The sequence below is a fragment of the Rhodoferax sp. P1_F3 genome, assembly GCF_056405715.1.
In genome coordinates this window covers 149,151-169,435 of the sequence record NZ_JBFUBO010000002.1, presented here as the reverse complement: position 1 = coordinate 169,435, position 20,285 = coordinate 149,151, and the positions used below count along the sequence as shown (strand labels likewise).

Annotated in this window: 19 protein-coding genes; 11 read left to right on the top strand and 8 right to left on the bottom strand. The window is 63.2% G+C overall.

The features are described 5' to 3' along the window. Window positions 1-10 precede the first annotated feature (10 nt). Window positions 11-1,276: an ABC transporter substrate-binding protein gene (locus AC1DZ5_RS03415; protein ID WP_477886064.1), complete on the bottom strand. Its 1,266-nt coding sequence runs from the start codon at window positions 1,274-1,276 to the stop codon at window positions 11-13. Window positions 1,277-1,549: 273 nt separating this feature from the next. On the opposite strand from AC1DZ5_RS03415, the gene AC1DZ5_RS03410 reads away from it, so the two are divergent. The 8 genes from AC1DZ5_RS03410 to AC1DZ5_RS03375 all read left to right on the top strand — a co-directional run bounded on the left by AC1DZ5_RS03410 (window position 1,550) and on the right by AC1DZ5_RS03375 (window position 9,250). After that, the gene (locus AC1DZ5_RS03410) at window positions 1,550-2,797 is read left to right on the top strand and encodes an ABC transporter substrate-binding protein (RefSeq protein WP_477886062.1); all 1,248 of its coding nucleotides are present in this window, start codon (window positions 1,550-1,552) and stop codon (window positions 2,795-2,797) included. A 102-nt stretch (window positions 2,798-2,899) separates the two neighbouring features. Next, entirely contained in the window at window positions 2,900-3,814 is a 915-nt protein-coding gene (locus AC1DZ5_RS03405; protein ID WP_477886060.1) for a carbohydrate ABC transporter permease, read from the top strand. Between the two features lie 8 nt (window positions 3,815-3,822). Further along, a complete protein-coding gene (locus tag AC1DZ5_RS03400) occupies window positions 3,823-4,689 on the top strand; it encodes a carbohydrate ABC transporter permease (RefSeq protein WP_477886058.1) in 867 nt (288 codons plus the stop codon). Between the two features lie 12 nt (window positions 4,690-4,701). Continuing rightward, window positions 4,702-5,844: an ABC transporter ATP-binding protein gene (locus AC1DZ5_RS03395; RefSeq protein WP_477886056.1), complete on the top strand. Its 1,143-nt coding sequence runs from the start codon at window positions 4,702-4,704 to the stop codon at window positions 5,842-5,844. Beyond that, window positions 5,841-6,743 carry a glucosamine kinase nucleotide-binding domain-containing protein gene (locus tag AC1DZ5_RS03390; protein WP_477886054.1) on the top strand — a complete coding sequence of 301 codons (903 nt, stop codon included), beginning with the start codon at window positions 5,841-5,843 and terminating at the stop codon, window positions 6,741-6,743. Before AC1DZ5_RS03395 ends, AC1DZ5_RS03390 begins: the two co-directional genes overlap by 4 nt. 10 nt (window positions 6,744-6,753) lie before the next feature. Further along, window positions 6,754-7,776 carry an SIS domain-containing protein gene (locus tag AC1DZ5_RS03385; protein ID WP_477886053.1) on the top strand — a complete coding sequence of 341 codons (1,023 nt, stop codon included), beginning with the start codon at window positions 6,754-6,756 and terminating at the stop codon, window positions 7,774-7,776. Between the two features lie 10 nt (window positions 7,777-7,786). After that, the gene (locus AC1DZ5_RS03380) at window positions 7,787-8,581 is read left to right on the top strand and encodes a D-hexose-6-phosphate mutarotase (RefSeq protein ID WP_477886051.1); all 795 of its coding nucleotides are present in this window, start codon (window positions 7,787-7,789) and stop codon (window positions 8,579-8,581) included. Between the two features lie 57 nt (window positions 8,582-8,638). Then, window positions 8,639-9,250 (top strand): TIGR00645 family protein, encoded by a 612-nt coding sequence (locus AC1DZ5_RS03375; RefSeq protein WP_477886049.1) that lies wholly within the window; start codon window positions 8,639-8,641, stop codon window positions 9,248-9,250. Between the two features lie 6 nt (window positions 9,251-9,256). Here the strand turns inward: AC1DZ5_RS03375 and AC1DZ5_RS03370 are convergent, their stop codons facing one another. The 4 genes from AC1DZ5_RS03370 to AC1DZ5_RS03355 all read right to left on the bottom strand — a co-directional run bounded on the left by AC1DZ5_RS03370 (window position 9,257) and on the right by AC1DZ5_RS03355 (window position 15,433). Then, window positions 9,257-10,207, bottom strand: coding sequence for a cation diffusion facilitator family transporter (locus AC1DZ5_RS03370; RefSeq protein WP_477886047.1), 951 nt, complete (start codon window positions 10,205-10,207; stop codon window positions 9,257-9,259). Window positions 10,208-10,236: 29 nt separating this feature from the next. Continuing rightward, entirely contained in the window at window positions 10,237-10,608 is a 372-nt protein-coding gene (locus tag AC1DZ5_RS03365; protein WP_477886045.1) for a fatty acid desaturase, read from the bottom strand. 339 nt (window positions 10,609-10,947) lie between these two features. Next, window positions 10,948-12,381, bottom strand: coding sequence for a metal-dependent hydrolase (locus AC1DZ5_RS03360; protein WP_477886043.1), 1,434 nt, complete (start codon window positions 12,379-12,381; stop codon window positions 10,948-10,950). 88 nt (window positions 12,382-12,469) lie between these two features. Beyond that, window positions 12,470-15,433, bottom strand: a complete 2,964-nt coding sequence (locus AC1DZ5_RS03355) for a DNA topoisomerase III (RefSeq protein WP_477886041.1) — start codon at window positions 15,431-15,433, stop codon at window positions 12,470-12,472. 117 nt (window positions 15,434-15,550) lie between these two features. Between AC1DZ5_RS03355 and AC1DZ5_RS03350 the strand changes: the two genes are divergently transcribed. The 3 genes from AC1DZ5_RS03350 to AC1DZ5_RS03340 are packed head-to-tail and all read left to right on the top strand — an operon-like array spanning window position 15,551 to window position 17,472. Continuing rightward, window positions 15,551-16,027, top strand: a complete 477-nt coding sequence (locus tag AC1DZ5_RS03350; protein ID WP_477886039.1) for an SET domain-containing protein — start codon at window positions 15,551-15,553, stop codon at window positions 16,025-16,027. Further along, entirely contained in the window at window positions 16,024-16,800 is a 777-nt protein-coding gene (locus AC1DZ5_RS03345; RefSeq protein ID WP_477886037.1) for a biotin--[acetyl-CoA-carboxylase] ligase, read from the top strand. Before AC1DZ5_RS03350 ends, AC1DZ5_RS03345 begins: the two co-directional genes overlap by 4 nt. A 9-nt stretch (window positions 16,801-16,809) precedes the next feature. After that, the gene (locus tag AC1DZ5_RS03340; RefSeq protein WP_477886035.1) at window positions 16,810-17,472 is read left to right on the top strand and encodes an SPOR domain-containing protein; all 663 of its coding nucleotides are present in this window, start codon (window positions 16,810-16,812) and stop codon (window positions 17,470-17,472) included. Window positions 17,473-17,491: 19 nt separating this feature from the next. Here AC1DZ5_RS03340 and AC1DZ5_RS03335 read toward each other — a convergent pair whose 3' ends face one another. From AC1DZ5_RS03335 to AC1DZ5_RS03325, 3 genes are all read right to left on the bottom strand, one after another. Then, window positions 17,492-18,937, bottom strand: coding sequence for a sensor histidine kinase N-terminal domain-containing protein (locus tag AC1DZ5_RS03335; protein ID WP_477886033.1), 1,446 nt, complete (start codon window positions 18,935-18,937; stop codon window positions 17,492-17,494). 15 nt (window positions 18,938-18,952) lie between these two features. Continuing rightward, window positions 18,953-19,627, bottom strand: coding sequence for a response regulator (locus AC1DZ5_RS03330; protein ID WP_094481361.1), 675 nt, complete (start codon window positions 19,625-19,627; stop codon window positions 18,953-18,955). A 97-nt stretch (window positions 19,628-19,724) separates the two neighbouring features. After that, window positions 19,725-20,207, bottom strand: coding sequence for a MarR family winged helix-turn-helix transcriptional regulator (locus tag AC1DZ5_RS03325; RefSeq protein WP_477886030.1), 483 nt, complete (start codon window positions 20,205-20,207; stop codon window positions 19,725-19,727). Between the last annotated feature and the right edge of the window lie 78 nt (window positions 20,208-20,285).

Below are 20,285 nucleotides of genomic sequence, written 5' to 3'. Positions count from 1 at the left end.
GCATGGGTCTTCAGCGTTCGGCGCTGGGCGCGCGGATGACGGCGGCCAGGCGGCGCTGGGCCTCTTGCGGTTCCATGCGCGGGTCGGTCAGGTAGCGCCACAGGGTTTGCGCCACGGCATCCTTGATGGCTTCGTCGGCCGCCATGCGGTGCGCCAGGCTGGGCACACGCGCGCTGCGTGGGGCGGCAAAGGTTTCCCACGAATCACGCGCGCAGCCGTCCAGCTGGGTCACGTCAATGTCGCGGCGTACGGGCACGGCACCCTTGAAGCGGTTGTAGGCCATTTGCGCGGGAATGCCGGTGACCACCTCGGCCATTTTTTCTTGCGCGGCTTCGCGTGGGCGGGCGCTGATGAGCATGGCCAGCGTGTCGATGCTGTAGAGGTGCATGCCCTCGGTGCCGGGCACCACCACGCAGCCAAAGTCTTTGGCGGGGCTGGCGCCCCAGGCCATGAGTTCGCCCTTGGCCCAGTCGCCCATGATCATCATGCCGGCGTTGTCGGCCAGCAGTTCGCGCGCGCTTTCGGTCCAGGCGCGTTCCACGGGCGCGTCGCTGGCCAGCGTGCGCAGCCAGCGCAGGCGTTGCAGGGCGCGCTCCACGCGCGGGTCCATCCAGGCGCTGCTCTTGCGCTGCACGATGAGCTCGCGGTACAGCGCGGGGCCGGCGTCGCCCAGCAGCAGGGTTTCAAACACGGTGGCCATTTGCCAGGGCTCGTCGCTCCAGGCCAGCGGGCGTACGCCCTGGGCCTGCAGCTTGCGCGCAATGATTTCAAACTCTGCCCAGGTGCGCGGCGGCGTGAGGCCCAGCTTGTTGAACACCTTGCGGTTGTAGAGCAGGGTGTTGATGCGCTGGATGCCCAAGGGGGCGGCAATCACATCGCCCTTGTAGGTGATCAGGTCCAGCACGGTGGGGAACAGCACCTGCGACCAGCGCTGGCGCTGCGCCACGGCGTTGAGGGGCATGACCAGGCCAATGTCGGCCCAGTCGGTCAGCGTGGTGCCGATGAGCTGGGCCACATCGGGCGGGTCGCCCAGCAGCACGCGGCTCTTGAGCACCTTGACGGCCGCCATGCCGCCGCCGCCGGGGATGGCTGCGTCCTTCCACTGCACGCCAGCCGCAGCCAGGTGGGCGCTGAGCTGGTCGGCCGCGCGGCGTTCGCTGGCCGAGGTCCACCAGTGCAGCACGTCCAGCGGCACGCTGGGGCTTTGCGCGTGGGTGGGCAGCGCGGCCCCCAGCCACAGCGACAGACCCCATACGACCCAGGCGAAAGCTTTCATTTCCTGTCGATTTGTAATGTTATGTATGCGCGCCGCCGTACAGCCCGCCAGACCTGGCCCGTGAGGGCTGCTGGTGCGTAATAAAGCGTAAGGCAAAGCAGCAATACATGGCGAAAATTCTGAATGAAATCAACGACTTAACTCTGTAAGGCCGCCCTGGCTTGGCGGTTTGATATTACAGGGGTCACAGCATAACCTCCGGGCCACTGATCGCGCTTGCCACAGGGCAGTGACGGCAGTTTTCATTCACCAAAGTCCAGGAGAACCGACCCCATGTCCCATACCCTTCGCCTTGCCGCCGCTGCGGCAGCGCTGGTTTGCAGCAGTTTGGCCAGTGCAGGCACCCTCACCATCGAGAGCTGGCGCGTTGACGACAAAGGCCTGTGGGAAGACGTGCTGTTGCCCGCCTTCTACAAAGCCAACCCCGGCATCACCGTGAAGTTCAGCCCCACGTCGCCACCCGAGTACAACTCCGCACTGAACGCCCGCCTGACCGCTGGCACCGCAGGTGACCTGGTGACCTGCCGCCCGTTTGATGTGTCGCTAGACCTGTTCAAGAAGGGCCACCTCGACAAGCTCAATGGCAACCCTGCATTGAAGAGTTTCCCCGAGTCCGCCCAGGTGGCTTGGCAGACCGATGATGGCAAGGACACCTACTGCGTGCCCATGGCCTCGGTGATCCACGGCTTCTTCTACAACAAGAAGGTGTTCTCTGAGCTGGGCTTGGCTGTGCCTGTGACCGAAGCCGACTTCTTCTCTGCACTGGACAAGATCAAGGCGCAAGGCAAAGTGGCGCCCATTGCCATGGGGACTGCCGACCAGTGGGAAACCAACCAGATCGTGTTCACCGGCATTGGCCCGAACCACTGGAAGGGTGAAGAGGGTCGCAAGGCCATCATCGCCGGCAAGAAGAAGTTCACCGATCCCGAGTTCGTGAGCACCTGGGACGTGATGGCCAAGTGGGCCAACTACCTGCCCAAGGGCTACCAGGCACAAACCTATGGCGATTCGCAAAACCTGTTCGGCACCGGCCGCGCTGCGATCTACCCCGCCGGTTCGTGGGACATCTCCTACTTTGAAGGCAACAGCAAGGTGGAATTCGGCGCCTTCAAGCCACCCGTGCAAAAAGCCGGTGACCCTTGCTACATCTCGGACCACACCGACATCGCCATGGGCATCAACAGCAAGAGCAAGAACAAGGCAGATGCCCAAGTATTCCTGAACTGGCTGGCCAGCAAGGAGTTTGCCGACCTGTACACCAACAAGGTGACTGGCTTCTTCTCGCTGTCCAACCACGCGATTGATGTGAAGAACCCCGTAGCCAAGGAAATGATCAGCTGGCGCAACCAGTGCAAGAGCACGATCCGCCTGAACGCCCAGATCATGAGCCGCGGCACACCGAGCATGGAAAACGAACTGTGGAACGTGAGCTCCCAGGTCATGAACGGGAAGATGGCGCCCAAAGACGCTGCTGCGCAAATCCAGACCGGCTTTGCCAAGTGGTACACGCCAGGCAAGTAATGCCTGGGTTTGAGTAATCAAGGTGCGGGCCAGTGGTCCGCACCTTGGTGCCGCAGTTTTCTTCCCCCCCCCTGCTTCTGTCTCTGACCAACAAGGTCTCCCATGAAATTAGGTTTCTCCTGGCGGGTGCTGGTGTTTCTGGCACCAGCGCTGCTGATCTACGCCACCTTCAGTGCGCTGCCGCTGATCGACACGCTGCGCCTGGGCCTGTACAGCGCCGACGACACGGGCGTGCGTACCTTCTCCGGTTTGGCCAACTACATCACCATCCTCTCGGACCCGCAGTGGTCGGCGAGTTTCTGGAATGCGATGTGGAACAACCTCAAGTTCTTTGGCATCCACATGGCGGTGCAAAACCCCGTGGGCCTGCTGCTGGCCGCGCTGCTGTCGCTGCGCAATGTGCGTTTTGCGGCCACCTACCGCACCATCTTTTTTCTGCCCACGTTGTTGTCGGTGGTGATCATTGGCTTCGTGTGGCAGCTGATCCTGTCGCCACTGTGGGGCGTGTCTGAGCGCCTGCTGACGCTGGTGGGCCTGGGCGATTGGTTTGCGCCCTGGCTAGGGCTGGAGGGCAGCGCGCTAATCACGGTGTCGTTGATGTCGGTGTGGCAGTTCATCGGCGTGCCCATGATGCTGATCTACGCCGCGCTGATTGCGATTCCCGAAGACATCATCGAAGCCGCCGTGGTGGAGGGTGCGTCGCCCTGGCGCATCTTTTGGCAGATTCGCCTGCCGCTCATCCTGCCCACGCTGGGGCTGGTGACCATCCTGACCTTTGTGGCCAACTTCAATGCGTTTGACCTGATCTACACGGTCAAAGGCGCGCTGGCCGGGCCCAACTACAGCACCGACCTGCTGGGCACGCTGTTCTACCGCACCTTCTTCGGCTACCAGTCGCAAGTGGCCAGCGCCACCATGGGCGCGGCCGTGGCCACCATCATGTTCCTGGTGATTCTGGTGGGCGTAGCCCTGTACTTTTTGGTGGTGCAGCGTCGGCTGCAGCGCTTTGCTTTGTGAGGCTGCGCATGGCCCGCTCTTCTTCCCCCTCCAAAGGCGTCAAAGCCCTGCCCGTGGCGCCCAGCCGCGTGTTTGTGCACCTCACGCTGATCGCCTACCTGCTGCTGGCGCTCTTGCCCATCTTGCTGGTGTTCATGAACTCGTTCAAGAGCCGCGACGCCATCTTCAACGATCCGCTGGCTTGGCCCACGCCTGAGACCTTCTCGCTGATCGGCTACACCAAGGTGCTGGGCCGCTCGGATGTGTTGATGTACTTCGGCAATAGCTTCATCGTCACGATTGCCTCGCTGTTCTTCATTTTGCTGTTCGGGGCCATGGCGGCCTGGGGCCTGTCGGAGTACCGATTCAAGGGTAACCGCTGGCTCAAGTTCTTCTTTGCCTTCGGCATCATGGTGCCGATCCGACTGGGCACGGTGTCCATCCTGCAGCTGATGGTGGAGCTGAACCTGGTGAACACGTTGACCGCGCTGGTGCTGGTCTATGTGGCGCAGGGCCTGCCGCTGGCGATCATGATCCTCTCCGAGTTCATGGGCCAGGTGCCCAGTGAGCTGAAGGACGCGGCGCGCTGCGACGGCATTGACGAGTTCCGCATCTTCTTCCAGGTGGTGGTGCCGCTGATCCGCCCGGCCATTGCCACGGTGGCGGTGTTCACCATGGTGCCGATCTGGAACGACCTGTGGTTCCCGCTGATCCTTGCACCGTCGGACAAGACCCAAACCATCACGCTTGGCATCCAGCAGTTTGTGGGGCAGTACGCCACCGACTGGAATGCCGTGCTGGCCTCGCTGTCCCTGGCCATCGTGCCGGTGGTCACGCTGTACGCCCTGTTCTCCCGTCAACTGATTCGCGGCATCACCGCGGGCGCCGTCAAATAAAGCACACACACCATGGCACGCGTTTCCCTTAAAAACATTTCCAAATCCTATGGCAGCAACGAACCGGTGCTGCACAACATCAGCCTCGATATCGAACACGGGGAGCTGGTGGTGCTGGTCGGCCCCAGCGGTTGTGGCAAGTCCACGCTGCTGCGTGTGCTGTGCGGCCTGGAGGACATCAGCAGCGGTGAGCTGCGCATTGGCGACGATGTGGTGAACCACCTACCGCCGGCCGAGCGCGGCATTGCCATGGTGTTCCAGAGCTATGCGCTGTACCCGCATATGGACGTGTACCACAACATGTCCTTCGGCCTGAAGATCCACGGTGCCACCAAGGCCGACATCGACAAAAAAGTGCGCGACGCCGCCAAGGTGCTGCACATCGACCACCTGCTGGACCGCCTGCCGCGCGAGTTGTCGGGCGGGCAGCGCCAGCGCGTGGCGATTGGCCGCGCCATCGTGCGTGAGCCGCGGCTGTTTTTGTTTGACGAGCCGCTCTCCAACCTGGACGCCGCACTGCGTGCCAAGACCCGCATCGAGTTGGCGCGCCTGCACCGTGACCTGGACGCCACCATGGTCTACGTGACGCACGACCAGGTGGAGGCCATGACGCTGGGCGACAAGATTGTGGTGCTGAACGAGGGCCATGTGCAGCAGGCGGGCACACCGCTCACGCTGTACCAGCAGCCCGCCAATCGCTTTGTGGCGACCTTTATCGGCTCGCCCACTATCAACCTGTTGCCCGCGCGCGTGATCGAGGTGTCTGATGTTGGCGCACGTCTGCAACTGGGCAATGGCAGCAAGGTGCTGGCCACGGTGGATGCCTCGCAGTTGCAGGTGGGTGAGACGGTGGAAGTGGGCCTGCGCCCCGAGCACTGCGAAGTGCTGCCCACCGGTGTGGCGCCAGGTGCGGATGACACGGCGCTGGATGCCGAGATCACGCTGGTGGAGCACCTGGGCGAATCCAACCTGCTGTACCTGAAGATGGACGATGGCCAGGAGCTGATCGTGCGTGGCGACGGCAATGCCGAGGTGCACCTGGGGGACTCGGTCATCGTGCGTGCGGCGCCCTCGGCGTTGTATGTCTTCCGTGCCGACGGTTCGGCCTGCACGCGCCTGAACCCGGGCAATATGCGCTCGGCCCACGCCCGATGAGTGCTGTCTGGAATTTCACCTCTCTGCCTGCGGACATCCACTACGCCATTGGCGTGGACGGTGGAGGCACTAGCACGCGGGCGCGTGTGGTGCACCGCAGTGGCGTGGTGGTGGGTGAAGGCAAGGCCGGTGCATCAGGATTGATGCAGGGCACGCCCCAGGCCTGGCGGCATATTGCGGAAGCCATTGCATTTGCGGTGCAGGGGTGCTTGCAGGCGGACTGGCCCCAACCTGAGCCCGCCAACTGCGCGCTGGGCCTGGGCCTGGCCGGTGCGAACAACGCAGACTGGAATGCCGAGTGCCTGGCCGCCAACCCCGGCTACACGCGCCTGGTGCTGGAGTCGGATGCGGTGACCGCCTTGCTGGGTGCCCACCGCGGCGCGCCCGGTGCGCTGGTCATCATGGGCACGGGCGCGATTGGACTGGCGCTGCAAGCCAATGGTGAACGCACGACTGCGGGTGGCTGGGGCTTTCCGTGTGGTGACGAAGGCAGCGGTGCCGACCTGGGGCTGCAGGCTGTGAACCTCACGCAGCGCGCCGTCGATGGGCGTCATGTCCACACGCCACTGACTCGCGATATCTATGAGGCCCTGGGCAGCACGCCCGCGACTTTGTTGGCCTGGTGTGGTGCGGCCCGGCAGTTTGAATACGCCAGCCTGGCGCCCAAGGTATTTGCCCATGCGGAACACGATGCCGAAGCGGCCCAGCTGCTCGCGCGTGCCGCGCAGAGCCTGGAGTCCCTGGCCACCGCGCTGGACCCCGCACACACGCTGCCACTGGCCGTGGCCGGCAGCATTGCCCAGCGTCTGCTGCCCCAGATCTCGCCTGCCATTGCGCAGCGTGTGGTGCCAGCCCAGGGCGACGCCATGGATGGCGCGCTGGCCCTGTGTTTTCAATAAAGGATGGATTGTGAGTACTTTGATGTTGGAAGAGGCCCTGGCTTCGGCGCGCCAGGTGGCGCTGCAACTGGCTGCGGACGAAGACCGCTACGCCGCACTGGGCGCCGCCCTGCGTGCCTTACCGCCGCTTGGCGCGGTAACGATTGCGCGTGGCAGCTCGGACCACGCAGCCGCCTACTTTGCTTACTTGGTGATGTCGCGCACCGGGCAATTGGTCACCTCATTGCCCATGTCCTTGCTGACGCTTTACAAGGCACCCCTGGCCAAGCAGCGCCTGCTGGCGGTGTCGATCTCGCAGTCGGGCCGCAGTCCGGACCTCATCGAGCCGATGCAGATGTTTAAAGCCGCGGGCGCCACCACGGTGGCGCTGGTGAACGACACCACCTCGCCACTGGCCGCGGCTGTGGACTGGGCACTGCCGCTGCACGCTGGTCCCGAGAAAAGCGTGGCCGCGACCAAGAGCTTTATCTGCGGCCTGGTGGCCGGCGCACGGCTGGCCGCACACTGGGGCGAACATGTCGACCTGCTGCTGGGCTTGCAGACCCTGCCCGCTGCTTTGGACGAAGCGTGCAAGCAGGATTGGTCCAGCGCCATAGAACCACTGCGCACGGCCAGCAGGCTGATGGTGATTGGCCGTGGCCCGGGCCTGGCGATTGCGCAGGAGGCGGCACTCAAGTTCAAGGAGACCTGTGCCATCCAGGCCGAGGCCTTCAGTGGTGCTGAGGTCAAGCATGGCCCCATGGCGCTGGTGGACGAGAACTACCCCATGCTGGTGTTTGCGCTGCGTGGCCCCGCGCAGCAAAGCCTCATTGACCTGGCCACCGAGATGCGCGGCCGGGGCGCCCAGGTGCTGCTGGCCGCACCCGCCGATGTGCCGGGCCGCGACCTGACGCTTAGCACCGCACCGCAAGAAGACCTGGACCCGATCACCGCCATCCAGAGTTTCTACCTGCTGGTGGAGGCCGTAGCGCGTGCGCGCGGCGCCGACCCAGACCAGCCCCGCCACCTCTCCAAGGTCACGACCACCCGATAAACTGCGGGGCATGAACTGCCAGACCCTGCTGATCGACGAAGCCCCCGCCGCGCGCCTGCAAGGCCCGGCGGGTGATGTGGTGACCGTGCTGCTGCGCGGTGCCCAGGTCATTTCCTGGGTGGACGCCGGCGGTGTGGAGCGGCTGTATTGCAGCCCGGCTTCGCCGCTCAAGGGGCCACAGGCGGTGCGTGGTGGCGTGCCGGTGATCTTTCCGCAGTTTGCGGCGCGTGGTCCGTTGATGCGCCATGGCTTTGCGCGCATGCGTGGCTGGACATTGCAGCCCTGGGACGCGTCCGCGCCAGAGCCGAGCGTGTCTCTGCAACTGCACAACGCAGTGGGCGATGACCCGCAGTGGCCGCATGCCTGTGTCTGCACGCTAACGGTGAGTCTGCTGCCGAATGGCCTGCGCATGGCGTTGGCTGTGGAGAACACCGGTACCTCGACTTTCCCGTTCCATGCGGCCCTGCACACCTACCTGGCGGTGGGCGATGTGTCGCGGGCCACGTTGACGGGTGTGTTGCCGCAGGGCGCCACGCTGTCGTTGCGCGAGCCCATTGACCAGATCTTCGAAGCCGTGCCCGGCCCGTTCGCGCTACACAGTCCGCTGGGCACGTTGCGGCTGGACCATGCGGGCTTTGGCGATGTGGTGGTGTGGAACCCGGGGCCTGATGCGGGCCTGGCCGATTTGCCCCCGCAGGGCCATACCCAGTTTGCCTGCGTGGAAGCCGCTGCGGTAATGCAACCCGTGGTGCTGGCGCCCGGTGCACGCTGGCAGGGGGCGCAGACGCTGCTGAGTGGTTTGTAGGGGCTTAGGCGCATTTTTTACAATGCGCGCGCCTTTCACTTCCACCCCCTGCACGCCATGACTGCCTCCACGCCTAAAAAAGCCACCGCACTGCGCCCCATCCCCAATTTCATTTTCGCCAGCCGCTGGCTGCAGCTGCCGCTGTACCTGGGGCTGATTGCGGCGCAGGGCGTGTATGTCTTCCACTTCTGGGTGGAGCTGGTGCATTTGCTGGAGGCCGCGTTTGGCAGCCAGACCGCGCTGCAGGCGCTGGTAACCAGCATTGGCTACAAGTCCGACATCGCGGTGCCGGCGCTCAACGAGACCATCATCATGTTGGTGGTGCTGGCGTTGATTGACGTGGTGATGATCTCCAACCTGCTGATCATGGTGATCGTAGGGGGCTACGAGACCTTTGTGAGCCGTATGGATCTGGATGGCCACCCCGACCAGCCCGAGTGGCTGAGCCATGTGAATGCCTCGGTGCTCAAGGTGAAGCTGGCCACGGCCATCATCGGAATCAGCTCCATCCACCTACTCAAAACCTTTATCAACGCCGCCAACTACGACGTGAAGGTGCTGATGTGGCAGACCATCATCCACGTGGTTTTTTTAATGAGTGCATTGGCCATCGCCTATACCGACAAACTGCTTACCAGCAGCCAAGATAGCCAGGTTGGTGCGCGTTAGCGTGCGCTAGGACTGCGGTGGTACGTCGTGGTCCCGGTCTGGCCGCTGCGCCGGGTCCACGTGGGTCATGAGGTTAAGCACACGGTGGCGTTTGAGCACCTGGGCGCGTGCGGCCACGGCGATGTTATGACCCGCTTCCACGGTGAGCCGTGCATCCACTTCGATATGGGCGTCGGCGACCACCATGTCTCCCATCTTGCGGGTGCGAATGTCGTGGACACCGAGCACGCCAGGGGTGCTGAGCAACGTCTGGTGGATGGCCTGTACCTCGGCGCGGTCTACGGCGTGGTCCACCAGGTCGTGCAGCGCGCTCCAGCCGAAGCCCCAACCCATCTTGCCCACCATGAAGCCCACAATCAACGCCGCAATCGGGTCTAGAAGTGGGTAGCCCAGCATATTGCCCACCAGCCCGATGGAGACCACCAGCGACGAAGCTGCGTCGGACCGTGCATGCCACGCATTGGCTACCAGCATGCTGGATTTCACTGCCTTGGCCACGCGCAGCATGTAGCGAAACAGCAGTTCCTTGACCACGATGGCGGCTAGTGCCACCCACAATGCAGTGCGGTGCACGGTGGCAATGGTATCGGGCGATTCGAGTTTTTGCAGTGCGCTCCACGCCATGCCGATCCCCACTGCCAGCAGTATTCCGCCCAGCGCCAGCGAGGCTGCGGTCTCAAAACGCTGGTGGCCGTAGGGGTGGTCTTCGTCCGCGTCCTTACGGCTCGCGCGCGTAGCCAGCAGCACCACGAAGTCCGACACCAAATCCGACAGCGAGTGGATGCCATCGGCAATCAGGGCAGAAGAGTGGGACCACAGGCCAACCGCCACCTGGGTGGTGGCCAGCGCCAGGTTGACCACCACACTCACCCATGTGCTGCGGCTAGCCGCGACTGCGCGCTGGGCAGGGGTGTGCGTCGCGTGCTCGGATTCATCATCGTGGTCGGCGAAGTTCATGGCCGGGATGTTAGTACATCAAGACCTGTTCATGCTTTTGGCCAAAGACGGGGGCCATTGGAAAGCCACTGCCGTGCAAATGCCCCATACGACATGGACGGAGTTGTTTCTTCATGCAAATAGTGGCGGGCATGGAACCAGCGCAGTCCTGGATGACGGTGATGCACGCGATGCAAAGATCGATGCAAGGTCATCCACGACAAGAGCCAGGGAAGCACCACGTTGTAGGTAATGTGGTCGGAATTTCGGCGGATAGTTGGGTCGGTGACGGCAACACCATAGTGTTCAGCCTGGGTTAACAAAAAGTCCACCCAACTCGCCAGCACCATGGGGATGAAAAATGCCCAGAGAAACTCCGTGGGAAAGCATGACGCCAAAACTGCCATGCCAATGATGAACAAGATGAGTCCCAGCAACCCCAGGTGATGTGATGTGCGGTAGCTGGGCGGGGTGCAAAATGAAAATGCCGGTAGGCAAAGAAATTGACCCCGGACAATGCAGCACAAAGAAACCCCACCAAGTCATTGGCCCAGCGAGGGGTCAGGAACGTGCGGTGTACGCATAGGTGCTTGGCCTCCTGGCATCCCATCCAAAGAAAGGCTTGAATGACTACCAGGGGAATTCGCCAACCGGTGTGCGAAACATGAAATATGAGAGCCACATTGACAGCAACGGCTATCAGAAAGGCGTAGCTGGGCCAATCTTGCCATGCGGTGCGGGGGCTGCTGTCGTGGCGCGGCTCACAGCACTAGGAACAACAGGCGCCTGAAGCCCTGCAGCCAAGGCAATGGCAATCGCTTCCACAGAGGTGCCAGGGTCGACAGTGGAATGCGCCCCCGAATGACGGCACCGTAGTCCAACGATGCTTCATGGGGGAAGTAGTTGGGTTTGCAGGCCATGATGTGTTTGAACCCCTTGCCCCAGTAGTAGCGCAACTGCGGGTCACGTGGCTGACCATGACGGGTGGCGAACACATAGGTGTGCGCAGGCTGCTCCGGGTTGGCCTGTTGCCACCTGGCCAAGCCCGGAACGGGCGAGCCCAAATAGATGTGGCGCCATCCCCCTTTGAGTGCAAAGGGCCAGAAGAACTCAAACAAAGCCTCCACTGCAGTCGAATCCGTACTGCTCAGGCTGATGCCAAACAAGGCTTGGGATGGATGCGCCGCTGCAGCGCCTTGGGGCTTGGCACAGTCGGCCCAGGTGCGGGCCTCGAGCAGTTGTTCAAAGGTAATGGGTTTCATGAACAGCGATGCCAGTGCTTCTCCGGTGTCGGTAGAGAAAGCGCCTATGCACAGCTGGGGGTGTGCTGCCATGCGTTGGTAAATGTCATTCTCGCTGGCTGCTTGTTCTTGGTCCCACTTTTTGCGCTCCAGGGCCATGAGTTGCGCAATGTCCTGGGGGCGCAGAAAGCGCACGTTCAGGGGTGGCGCAGCCTTGGCGGTGCGAGGTGTGGGCAAGGCCAGGAAATACCGAAGCCACCCCCCACCCAACTGCAACAAGCCCACACCGTTGGTCAGCACGAACGCAGCGGCAGAGGTCCAAAACGCACCGCGTTTGACGCGGCCGGCTTGGCGGTCGCTGCGGTAAAAGCTGGCCATATGTCGCGCTATGTCAGACAACAGCACGAGCGATGCCACCAGGTACAAGCCCACACGCATCCAATAGCCTACGCGTCGGGCCGCCAGCAGGTCCAGCGCCACATGGTGGTGCGCTATTTCCTCCGCGCAGTGCCATTGCCACATGCTGCTTTGCACGGACTGCTCGCGGCTCAGCCACGTGGTCTTTTGCAGCGCCTGCCGGGACACCAGGGTTGTCAGGTATTCAAATGCAGCAGTCAGGCACAGGCACTCCGCAGGGGAGAGTGTGCGTTGAAATTTTTGCAGCGCCTGTGCAATGCGCTCTTCCAAGGTGCTTACGTCGTAGCCTTGGGCCGCAAGTCGTTGGTTGTAGACGTGGTGGGCGCGCTGATGTGCCTTTTCTTCGCGCACAAAGCGCATGGCCTCATTTTGGAGGGCTGCGTTGCAGAAGGCGGACTGCGCCGCGGCCTCTACGGTCTCGATGATGAATTGTTCACCCGAAGGCAGCAGTAGAGAAAATGCGTTGAACAAATACGAACGAAAAGGTGTTTCGTTCCAGAAACGATCGGTATCGTTCCATTCGGCGGCGATCGTCATGCGGATTCCAGAAAGCAATAAAAAACGCCGTCATGGCGACGGCGGTTAAAGCTTAATTTCGCACGATGACGTGCCTGTGACACCCCCGCTAACTCAGGTGTTTGCCCGCAATGCCAGCCAGTTCAAACATGGTCACCTGTTCCTTGCCAAATACTTTGAGCAGCTTGGCATCGGCGTTGATGGCGCGCTTGTTGGTGGCGTCCTGCAGGCCGTTGGCCTTGATGTAGTCCCACAGCTTCTTGATGACTTCGGTGCGCGCCACGGGTTCGGCGCCAATCACTGCGGCGAGTTCGGCGCTGGGCAGCTTGCCGCTGGCGGCCGTGGTCTTGCGGGGGGCCTTGGGCTTGGCGGTTTTGGCCGTTGCAGCTTTCTTTGCAGGTGCTTTTTTGGCTACAGTCCCCGTGGATGCTGCGCGAGTAGCTCCTGTTTTTGTAGCAGATGTGGTTTTAGCCGCTGCCTTGTAGGCGGGCTTGCGCGGCGGGAACTTGCTGGGTGCAAATTCGAAGTTCACCTTGCCGGCTTCAGCGTCCCACGCCAGCATGGCCTTGAAGGCGCGACGCGTGCGCATGGAAACAAACTTGTCCAGCAGGTCGGTCTTGCCGGTGGCCAGCAGCTTTTGCATCTGCTCGCGCTCAATGGGCTGCTGCAGGATGATCTGGCCGCTCTTGAAATCACACGTGGGTGTGGGCTGGGCCATGGTGGGCACCGACTTGTCGCACACATAGTTCTTGCCATGCTCGAACACATTGCCGCCGCACTTGGGGCACACGCCCAGCGATTGCTGGCCGTTGAAGTCGATCAACTCACCACTCTCTTCGCCGGCCTTGTCGTCGCCAAAGTCAAACTCCAGCTTGTAGTTCTTGGTCTCGTCATCGAACTTGATGACCATCTCGGCCGTGAAGGGCCAACCGGCCTTGGAGCGGAAACCGTCCAGCGGACCAATGTGTTTGTCGCGCAGGAATTGCTCAACTTCGGCAGGCTCAAAGGTGCGCCCGGCGGGTGACTTGCCAAACGAGAAGCCGCAGCCCTCTTCGGTGCCGGTCTTGCCGGTACAGGTGTAGCGGCGGTAGTTTTCCTTGACGATGCCACCGCAGTTGGGGCATGGTGCCTCCAGTGTGGCGTAGTCGCCGGGGATGGTGTCGCGGTCGTATTCCTTGGCCTTCTTGACCATGCGTTCGGTCATGGCGGCAATCTCGGCCATGAAGGTCTCGCGGCGCAGTTTGCCCTGCTCCATCTGCGCCAGCTTGTATTCCCACTCGCCAGTCAACTCGGCCTTGGAGAGTTCCTCCACCCCCAGGCCGCGCAGTAGCGTCATGAGCTGGAAAGCCTTGGCGGTGGGGATCAGCTCGCGGCCTTCGCGCAGCATGTACTTCTCGGCAATCAATCCTTCGATGATGCTGGAGCGGGTGGCAGGTGTGCCCAGGCCTTTTTCGCCCATAGCCTCGCGCAGCTCGTCGTCGTCCACGGTCTTGCCCGCGTTTTCCATGGCGCCCAGCAAGGTGGCTTCAGAGTAGCGTGCGGGGGGCTTGGTTTTCAGACCCTTGGGGTCCACGGGGTCGCCCTTGACCTTTTCGCCGGGCGCCACGGGCACCAGGTTCTGGCCTTTGTCGCCTTCCTTGGCGTCTTCCACTTCGGCGGCGGCTTCCTTGCCATAGATGGCTAGCCAGCCCGGTTTGACCAACACTTTGCCTTCGGTCTTGAAGGAATGGCCCACGGCCGTGGTGATGCGCGTGGTGACTTGGTATTCGGCACTGGGGAAGAAGATGGCCATGAAGCGGCGCACCACCAGGTCATAAATCTTCTGCTCGGCCTCGCTCAGGCCACTGGGCGCCTGCAGCGTGGGGATGATGGCAAAGTGATCCGACACCTTGGCGTTGTCGAACACGCGCTTGGTGGGCTTCACATAGCCGCCCTTGACGGCCTGGGCTGCAAAGGGCGCCAGGTGCTTCATGCCGCTGTCGGCCAGCATGCCCATGGTGTCTTTGACCACGGCCACATAGTCTTCGGGCAGGTTGCGCGAATCGGTACGCGGGTAGGTCAGGGCCTTGTGACGCTCGTACAGGCTTTGGGCGATGGACAGTGTGGTCTTGGCCGAGAAGCCAAACTTGCCGTTGGCCTCGCGTTGCAAAGACGTCAAATCAAACAGCAGCGGCGACGCTTGTGTGGTGGGCTTGCTTTCTTCGGTGACCGTGGCTTGCTGGCCGCGCACGGCGTCGGCAATGGTCTGCGCTTCACGCTGGCTCCAAACGCGGTCAGCCTTTTTCTCGGCGTCGTCGGCGTCTTTTTTGTGCGCGGGGTTGAACCACTTGGCGGCGTAGTCACCTGCCTCGGCGTGGAAGGACGCGTGCACTTCCCAGTAGTCGCGGCTCACAAACTTGCGAATCAGCTCTTCGCGTTCCACCACCACCGACAGCGTAGGCGTTTGCACGCGGCCCACGGTGGTCAGGAAGAAGCCACCGTCGCGGCTGTTGAAGGCGGTCATGGCGCGTGTGCCGTTGATGCCCACCAGCCAGTCGGCCTCGGAGCGGCAGCGGGCGGCGTCCGCCAGCGGTTGCATTTGCGCATTGGTGCGCAGGTGGTCAAAGCCGTCGCGGATGGCTTGCGGCGTCATCGACTGCAGCCACAGCCGGCTGACCGGCTTGCCCAGTGGCTTGGCGCCCCCGGCGTATTGCTCGATCAGGCGAAAGATCAGTTCTCCCTCGCGGCCCGCGTCACAGGCGTTCACCAGTTTGTCCACGTCCTTGCGCTTGGCCAGCTTGACCACGGCGTTCAGGCGCGTCTTGGTTTTGTCCACGGGCTTGAGGTCAAAGTGCGGCGGAATCACGGGCAGGTGGGCGAAGCTCCACTTGCCGCGTTTCACGTCAAATTCCTCAGGGGCCTGGATCTCTACCAAGTGGCCCACGGCGCTGGAGACGACGTAGGTGTCGCTCTCGAAGTATTCGTCGTGTTTCTCGAACTTGCCCGCCGTGGGCGTGAGCGCCCGCACGATGTCTTGGGCGACCGACGGCTTTTCGGCAATAACCAAAGTTTTATAGAAAACGTCGTTTTTCATCTGACTACAATCCAGTTCTCGCGTGCGCGCAGGCGCGCACTTGCACACGCAGGCACGCACACATGCGCGCCCATACGATTCACCATACCAAATTTTCGATCCGTGGCAAAAAACCCAGTGAATTCCTCGGCCCCCGCTGGCAACCGGCGTATCCAGACCCGTCGCTCCGGGGTGCATGGCAAGGGGGTGTTCGCGGTGCAGGACATTGCCGAGGGTGAAACCATCATCGAGTACGTGGGCCAGATCATCAGCTGGAAGGAGGCCCAGCGCCGCCACCCGCATGACCCCAAGGACCCCAACCACACGTTCTACTTCTCGCTGGAAGACGGCAACGTGATCGACGCGCTGTTTGGCGGCAACTCCTCACGCTGGATCAACCATTCCTGCGACGGCAATTGCGATGCCGACGAGGAAAACGGCCGCGTGTTCATCAAGGCGCTGCGCAATATCAAAGCTGGCGAAGAGCTGAACTACGACTACGGCCTGATCATCGACGAGCCCTATACCAAGAAGCTCAAGGCAGAGTATCCCTGCTGGTGCGGCGCCAAGACCTGCCGGGGCACCCTCTTGGCCCCCAAGCGCGGGAAGAAGTGACCTTGCTCTGGCGGGCTGAGGCGATCTGGGAGGCCGTCAGCCCGCTGTGGCCGACCTTCTCGGTCGAGATCCTGCCCGAGATTGACTCCACCAACACCGAACTCATGCGCCGCGCCCGCGCGGGCCAGCTGGACCCCATCCTGCTGGTGGCCGAGCGCCAGACGGCTGGCCGCGGCCGCCTGGGCCGTGACTGGAAGAGTGACACCCAGGGGCTGGGCGGCACGCTGACCTTTTCGCTGGGCGTGCCCTTGGCACCGACGGACTGGTCGGGCCTGTCGCTGGCCGTGGGTCTGTCGGTGGTCCACAGCCTGCACCCGGACCTGCGCCTGAAGTGGCCCAACGATGTGTGGCTGGAGCAGCGTAAGCTGGCCGGCATCCTGATCGAGACTGCCAGCGTGGGCGAGATGCGCTACGCGGTGATTGGCATCGGCATCAACATCGCCCCGCGCGACGCGGCTGACCTGCGCACCCCACCTGCGGCCCTGCACGAGCTGCTGCCCGGTGTGGATGCGCCCGAGGTATTGGGCCGCGTGGTGCCACCCCTGGCGCAGGCGGTGCAGCACTTTGCTGGCGAGGGATTTGGTCCGCTGCGCGCCGCTTACCATGCGCGTGACCTGCTCTATGGCCAGGCTGTGGTGTGCAGTGATGGCGCCACCGGCATCGCCCGCGGGGTGGACGCCAGCGGCGCCCTGCTGGTGCATACTGAGAATGGATTGATCAAAATTAGTAGCGCGGAGGTCAGTGTGCGACCCGCGCCCGCTGCCCCTTTCTGACCTGACCCTATGCTGCGCTTGCTTGTTTTGATGTTGCTGCTGGCCAATGGCCTGTTTTTCGCCTGGAGCAATGGCCTGTTGCGTGCCTACGGCTTTGCGCCGGTGCCGCCCAACGAGCCACAGCGCCTGTCCCAGCAAATCAAGCCCGAAGCCATCCAGTTGCTGAGCACAGGCGAGCTCAAGCGTGTCGAGGCCCAGGTGCAGGCCGATCTGGCGCCCAAGGAATGCCTGCAGGCTGGCCCCTTTGACGAGGCCCAGGCCAGTGCCCTGCGCACGGCGCTGGAGGCCGCCAGCCTGCCCGCCGGCAGCTGGCAGCTGGAGCCCGGCAAGGAAGCCGCCCGCTGGATCATCTACATGGGCAAGTACGCCACCCCCGAGCTGCTGGCTAAAAAGCGCACCGAGCTGGCGGGCATGGACATCAAGACCGAAGCCGTGAACAACCCCACGCTCGAGATCGGTCTGTCGCTGGGGGGCTTTGACACGCAGGCCGAAGCGATGGCAGAGCTGGCCAAGCTAGCGCCCAAGGGCATTCGTACCGCCAAGGTGGTGCAGGAGCGTGAGGAGGCCACGGTGTCTCTGCTCAAGCTGCCCGCGGTGTCGGAATCTATCCGGGCCAAGCTGGGTGAGGTCAAACCGGCTTTGGCCGGCAAGTCACTCAAGACCTGCAGCTGAACCGGCAGGTGAAGCGGTTTTAGGTCGCGTGCAGGGTGTGCTGGAAGCGCAGCGTGAAGCTGGCACCCGGCATGGCGGCGCCGGGCTTGGCGTCCTCCAGCGAAATCGTGGCATGGTGCTGGCGCGCAATCTCCAGCACGATGGGCAGGCCCAGGCCTGAGCCATCGGCCTCGTTGCCCAGCGCCCGGTAAAAGGGCTGGAACACCAGCTCGCGCTCGGCGGCCGGAATGCCGGGACCTGAGTCTTCCACCTGCAGCACCAGCGCCTTGCTGAACGGATCCACTAGCACACGGGCCGTGATCACACCGGGCTTTTCGGCGGTGGACGGCGTGTAGTTGATGGCGTTGTCCACCAGGTTGCGCACCATCTCCTTGAGCAGCGTGGGGTTACCTTGAAGTGTGGCGCCCTCGGTGCCGGGCTGCACGCCTTCAAAACCCAGGTCGATGTGTTTGTCCATCGCGCGCGGCACGCAGTCGCGCACCACGTCCATGGTCAGGCGTGCCAGGTCGCAGGGCTGGTGGCTGAGCACGGCGCCGCTGCTCTCGGCGCGCGCCAGGGCCAGCAGCTGGTTCACGGTGTGGGTGGCGCGGATGCTGGAGCGGCCGATCTGCCGCAGCGATTGCTTCAGGTCTTCGGCATTCGCGCCTTCGCGCTGGGCCAGGTCGGCCTGCATGCGCAGCCCCGCCAGCGGGGTCTTGAGCTGGTGCGCAGCGTCGGCCAGAAAGCGTTTTTGCGTAGAGATCGAATCCTTGAGCCGCATCAGCAAGTCGTTCACCGAGGACACCAGGGGCACCACCTCCAGCGGCACGGCCTCCACGTCCAGTGGGCTCAAGTCGTCGGGGCTGCGCGCGCGGATGCGCTCTTCCAGGCTGTTGAGCGGCTTGATGGCCTGCACCAGCGCCAGCCAGACCAGCAGCACGGCCAGCGGCAAGATGACGAACTGCGGCAGCATCACGCCTTTGACGATTTCGGTGGCCAGCACCGAGCGCTTCTCCATAGTCTCGGCCACCTGCACCAGTGCGGGCCGGCCCTCGGCCAGGTCCAGCTTGACCCACATGTAGGCGACCTTGAGGTCCAGGCCCTTGAACTCGGCATCGCGCATGCGCACTTCGCCGGGCGGCAGCCGCTCGTCGTCGGGCGGCAGGGGCAGGTCTTTCTCGCCACTGAGGAATTCGCCATTGGCCCCCAGCACCTGGTAGTACACAGTGTCCGCATCGTCGGCACGCAGCAGTTCGCGCGCGGGCAGCGGCAGCACAAACTGGGCGTGATTTTTGTTGACGGTGATGAGCTGGGCCAGCGCGCCCACGTTGTATTCCAGCGCGCGGTCAAAGGGCTTGCCCGCAATGCCCTGGGCCACCAACCAGGTCAGCACCAGGCTGACGGGCCACAGCAGCAACAGCGGCGTGAGCATCCAGTCCAGGATCTCCCCGAACAGGCTGCGTTGCTCGCGCTGAAAGATTTTCAAGGGACGTGGCGTCCGCTACGGGGCAATCTTCTCGAGGCAGTAGCCCAGGCCGCGCACCGTGGCAATGCGGATCGGGCCTTTTTCGATCTTCTTACGCAGGCGGTGGATGTAGACCTCGATGGCGTTGTTACTCACCTCTTCGCCCCATTCGCACAGGCGCTCCACCAGTTGGTCTTTGCTGACCAGGCGGCCGGCACGCTGCAGCAAGACTTCCAGCAGGCCCAGCTCGCGGGCCGACAGCTCCACCATCTTGCCGTCGATAGTGGCGACGCGGCCGGCCTGGTCGTAGGTCAGCGGGCCGTGCTTGATGCTGGCCGAGGTGGCGCCCATGCCGCGGCGCACCAGGGCGCGTACGCGGGCTTCCAGCTCCTGCAGGCTGAAGGGTTTGGCCATGTAATCGTCGGCGCCGTAGTCCAGGCCTTTGACGCGCTCGTCCACGCTGTCCGCTGCGGTGAGGATGAGCACGGGCAGCGAGGAGCCGCGGGCGCGGAGTTTCTTCAGAACCTCCAGCCCGTGCATCTTGGGCAGGCCCAGGTCCAGGATCAGCAGGTCGAACTCGGTGTTGGTCATCAGCGCAGCATCGGCTTCGGTGCCGCTGGCCACGTGGTCAACCGCGGCGCCCGCGCTGCGCAGGGCGCGCAGCAGGCCATCGGCCAGTACCTGGTCGTCTTCGGCGATGAGTATTCGCATGGGGTGTCTCCTCGCGTTGGGCCGCGCGTTACTGCAATGTTTTTGCCATTCTAGGCGGGCACCCTGCCCACAGCCTGACGCAGAACATAGTCGTACGTCATTGCCCGCTGTAGGCCTCCAGGCCCAGCGTCACCACGGTAGCCACCTCGGGGCTGACGGCCTGGCGCAGTTCGTCTTCGGCCTGGGCCACGGCCTCTTGGTAGGCGCCTAGCCAGGCCAAGCCGGTGGCGGTGAACTGCACGCGGCGCGCACGCGCGTCGGCGGGGTCGTCTTCGCGCGTCACCATGCCCCAGGCCTCGCATTGGTTCACCAGGGTGCCCATGGCTTGCTTGGTTATGCCGGCGCGCTGGGCCAGGTCGGTCAGGCGCGAGCCCTCCACTGCCAGGTGCCGCGTGATGTGGATGTGGGCCGCGCCCACCTGCCCGCGCTCGGCCAGGTTGGACAGGCCCAGAGGGACGCCGGGGTGGTCGGCCATGAGTTCCAGCACGCGGGCGTCAAAGCGCTCCAGCGCCAGGCGCAGCCAATGGCCCAAGTGGTTCTGGCGCCACGTGTCGTTGCGGGCTGGGGTGAAATCAGGCACCAGCAAATGGTAATGCAAACTGACTAAAAAATGTATTTACGCCATACAACAAGCGCGCTTAAACTACTGTTCAAGCAT

Coding starts and splice junctions, on each gene's coding strand:
- AC1DZ5_RS03415 (WP_477886064.1), bottom strand. CDS start 1,276: ATGAAAGCTTTCGCCTGGGTCGTATGGGGTCTGTCGCTGTGGCTGGGG.
- AC1DZ5_RS03410 (WP_477886062.1), top strand. CDS start 1,550: ATGTCCCATACCCTTCGCCTTGCCGCCGCTGCGGCAGCGCTGGTTTGC.
- AC1DZ5_RS03405 (WP_477886060.1), top strand. CDS start 2,900: ATGAAATTAGGTTTCTCCTGGCGGGTGCTGGTGTTTCTGGCACCAGCG.
- AC1DZ5_RS03400 (WP_477886058.1), top strand. CDS start 3,823: ATGGCCCGCTCTTCTTCCCCCTCCAAAGGCGTCAAAGCCCTGCCCGTG.
- AC1DZ5_RS03395 (WP_477886056.1), top strand. CDS start 4,702: ATGGCACGCGTTTCCCTTAAAAACATTTCCAAATCCTATGGCAGCAAC.
- AC1DZ5_RS03390 (WP_477886054.1), top strand. CDS start 5,841: ATGAGTGCTGTCTGGAATTTCACCTCTCTGCCTGCGGACATCCACTAC.
- AC1DZ5_RS03380 (WP_477886051.1), top strand. CDS start 7,787: ATGAACTGCCAGACCCTGCTGATCGACGAAGCCCCCGCCGCGCGCCTG.
- AC1DZ5_RS03375 (WP_477886049.1), top strand. CDS start 8,639: ATGACTGCCTCCACGCCTAAAAAAGCCACCGCACTGCGCCCCATCCCC.
- AC1DZ5_RS03370 (WP_477886047.1), bottom strand. CDS start 10,207: ATGAACTTCGCCGACCACGATGATGAATCCGAGCACGCGACGCACACC.
- AC1DZ5_RS03360 (WP_477886043.1), bottom strand. CDS start 12,381: ATGACGATCGCCGCCGAATGGAACGATACCGATCGTTTCTGGAACGAA.
- AC1DZ5_RS03355 (WP_477886041.1), bottom strand. CDS start 15,433: ATGAAAAACGACGTTTTCTATAAAACTTTGGTTATTGCCGAAAAGCCG.
- AC1DZ5_RS03340 (WP_477886035.1), top strand. CDS start 16,810: ATGCTGCGCTTGCTTGTTTTGATGTTGCTGCTGGCCAATGGCCTGTTT.
- AC1DZ5_RS03330 (WP_094481361.1), bottom strand. CDS start 19,627: ATGCGAATACTCATCGCCGAAGACGACCAGGTACTGGCCGATGGCCTG.